General features: G+C 63.9%; 2 protein-coding genes. Both read right to left on the bottom strand.

Features of this window, described 5'->3' with window-relative positions; translation table 11 throughout:
* Positions 1–8: 8 nt before the first annotated feature.
* Positions 9–899 (bottom strand): IS21-like element helper ATPase IstB, encoded by an 891-nt coding sequence (gene istB, locus AO501_RS12925; protein WP_082275278.1) that lies wholly within the window; start codon positions 897–899, stop codon positions 9–11.
* Positions 896–2,572: an IS21 family transposase gene (gene istA / locus AO501_RS12920; protein ID WP_055578112.1), complete on the bottom strand. Its 1,677-nt coding sequence runs from the start codon at positions 2,570–2,572 to the stop codon at positions 896–898. The genes istB and istA overlap by 4 nt, the downstream gene beginning before the upstream one ends.
* Positions 2,573–2,720: the final 148 nt, after the last annotated feature.

The raw sequence follows: 2,720 nt of genomic DNA, 5'->3' as shown, positions 1-2,720 counted from the left end.
TCTCTATGTCAACCTGACTCAGGACCACTGTGACGGCTTGATTCGGGACCACCTCGGCGAGGAGGTGGTGGCTCAGGCGTCTTCGTAGGCTGTGATCGCGAGCTGCTACCGCGGGTATGGCTGAGCCGGTATGAGGTGGTGCCGGTTTCGATGATGGTGCCGTGGAAGGTGAGTCGGTCGACGATCGCGGCGCAGAGTCGGGGGTCGGTGAAGGTTTTGGTCCAGCCGGAGAAACTCTCGTTGGATGCGATGGCTACTGACGCCTTTTCCTCGCGTTCAGTGAGTACTTGGAACAGCAACTCCGCGCCCCGGCGGTCGAGTTCCATGTAGCCGAGTTCGTCGATACATAAAAGATCGACGCGGCCGTAGCGGGCGATCGTGCGGGCGAGTTGCTTTTCATCGGCGGCCTCGACGAGTTCGTTGACCAGTTTGGTCGCCAGTGTGTAGCGGACGCGGAAGCCTTGCTCGGCGGCGGCGGTGCCCACACCAATGAGCAGGTGGGACTTGCCGGTGCCCGAGTCGCCGATCAGGCAGAGCGGGTCGCCTCGGCGTATCCAATCGCCTTGGGCGACGGTATGTACGGTGGCGGCGTTGATGTTTGGGTTGGCGTCGAAATCGAAGTCGCCCAACCATTTCTGACGTGGAAACCCGGCCGCTGCGACTCGCCGCAAGGTGGATCGGCGGTCCCGGTCATCGCATTCGGCCAGGAGCAGTTCGGCGAGGAAGCCGTGGTAGGTGAGCTGTTCACGCTCGGCGACTTTCACTGCTTCGTCGATCACCGCACGCACGGTCGGCAACCGCAGGCGTCGGCATGCGGAATCGACGGCGGCTTGGGCCGCTTGTGGGGTCATCCCGCGTTGGCGGCGCAGGGTGTTGGTGACTTTCGTGGCCGTGCTCATGATCCAGTCGTTCCTTCCATTCCGTCACCGGGTGGCGGTGTTGGGGGTCTGCGTTGGAGCAGCTCGTCGTAGGCCGCGACGTCAGGCAGCGGCCGGGTGTCGGGTGGCAGGCCGGCGATCACGGTCGCTGGATCAGCCAGGCGGCGCTGGGTCAGACTGACGACCCGGTAATCGACGGTATTGGCATGGTTACCGGCGTGACGGTCTGATTCGAGACCACCACCGGCGGCATGCAGGCGTGCTTCGACCGCGACCACATCCGCTGAAACGGCACCGACCGACAGGGCGGCGTGGATCCCGGCGATCACATCGGTAGCGCGCATGCTGCGGTGCAGCAGCAGCACGTCGATTAGCGAGCGAGTCCCGCCAGCATCGCCGTCGACGCGGCGGGCCTGCTGCCAGAACGCCTCGTGCGCTGCGGTGAAAGTGCCGGCGGCGCGGGCCTGAGCAAGCGCGGTGGAGCCGGGCAACGCGCCGGGTTTGCAGTGCAACACCTCCAGATAGTGGTCGAGGTTGATCGATTGCCCGTTGCGGGTCGTGACGCGTTCATGGCGTGCGGCGATAGTGCGGCCGTCGAAGACGACCAACTCCGAGGCCCGCAGCGACACCCTGACTTTGCGTCCGATCAACCGGGCGGGAACCGAGTACTTCGCCGACCGCGCCGTGATCAGCGCCGACCGGTCCACCCGTGGATGCAGCACCAGCCCCGGGTCGAACCGCTCGGCAGGCAGAGCGGCGAGATGTTCTCGTTCGGTCTGGAAGTCCTGGCCCACGGTGTGCAGCCGGCCGGTGACCCGCCGATGATCCTCACGTGCTTCGCAGCGGCGGATGTAGTCGTTGAGCTCTGACAGCGAGTCCACTTCCGGCATGGGCGTGAGCCAGGTGCGGCGGAAACGTCCGATCTCGCCCTCGACTCCGCCTTTCTCGTGGGCGCCTTTCACTCCCGGCTGGCAGTAGAACGGGTCGAACCCGTAGAACGATCTGAACAGCACCCACCGGTCGTTCTCGACCCTGCCCCGACCGCGGCCGAACACCACCGAGGTGACCGCAGACTTCAAGTTGTCGTAGCGGATATGGCGCACCGGGATGCCGCCGATCACGTCGAATGCTTCGATGTGGCCTTCGAGGAACGCCTCCTGCGACTGAGTCGCATACACCCGATGGACTGCCTTGCCGGACATCGACATTCGGAAAACGAACATGTAGCAGCGGGTTCTGACACCAGCGAGGATGACGTGAACCTCGCCGAAATCAACCTCAGCTTCAGCGCCGGGCGGGTGTTCCTGCGGCACGAACGCTTCCTGCGCCTGCTTACCGGACTCGGCGATGATCTCCGCACGACGGACCCGGACATAGTCACGCACCGACGAATACGACACATCCTCAACGCCGTGTTCATCGGCCAGACGATTGCAAATCCTTGTCGCAGTGTGGCGTTGCTTGCGGGGCGCATCCAGATCGGTCCGCAGCATCGCATCAATCGCAGGTTTGAGCGGGCCCAGTTTCGGCGACTCCCGCACCGGTGTCTTCCGCCTCGGCGGCTCCGGATTCGCCAACGCGTGCCGGACCGTATCCCGGCCAACCTTGTACTTACGAGCAAGCGCCCGAATACCCAAACCCTCGACCCGGGCGTCCCTACGTATCTGGGCGAACAGCTCCACACGACTTCCCATCCGGAACCCTCCGACAGCGAGCCAATAATCGACACGCCAACCGTCGAGGGTGGTCCTGAATCAAACCGTCACAACACACCGGTCTGAAAGAAGGTGGTCCTGAATCAGGCCGTCACACCGGTCCTGAATCAAACTGTCATAGCCACCA

Source organism: Mycobacterium gordonae (assembly GCF_001417955.2).
GTDB lineage: Bacteria > Actinomycetota > Actinomycetes > Mycobacteriales > Mycobacteriaceae > Mycobacterium > Mycobacterium gordonae_B.
The sequence above is the reverse complement of the archived record's forward strand: the minus strand, read 5'-3'. Positions and strand labels throughout refer to the sequence as shown.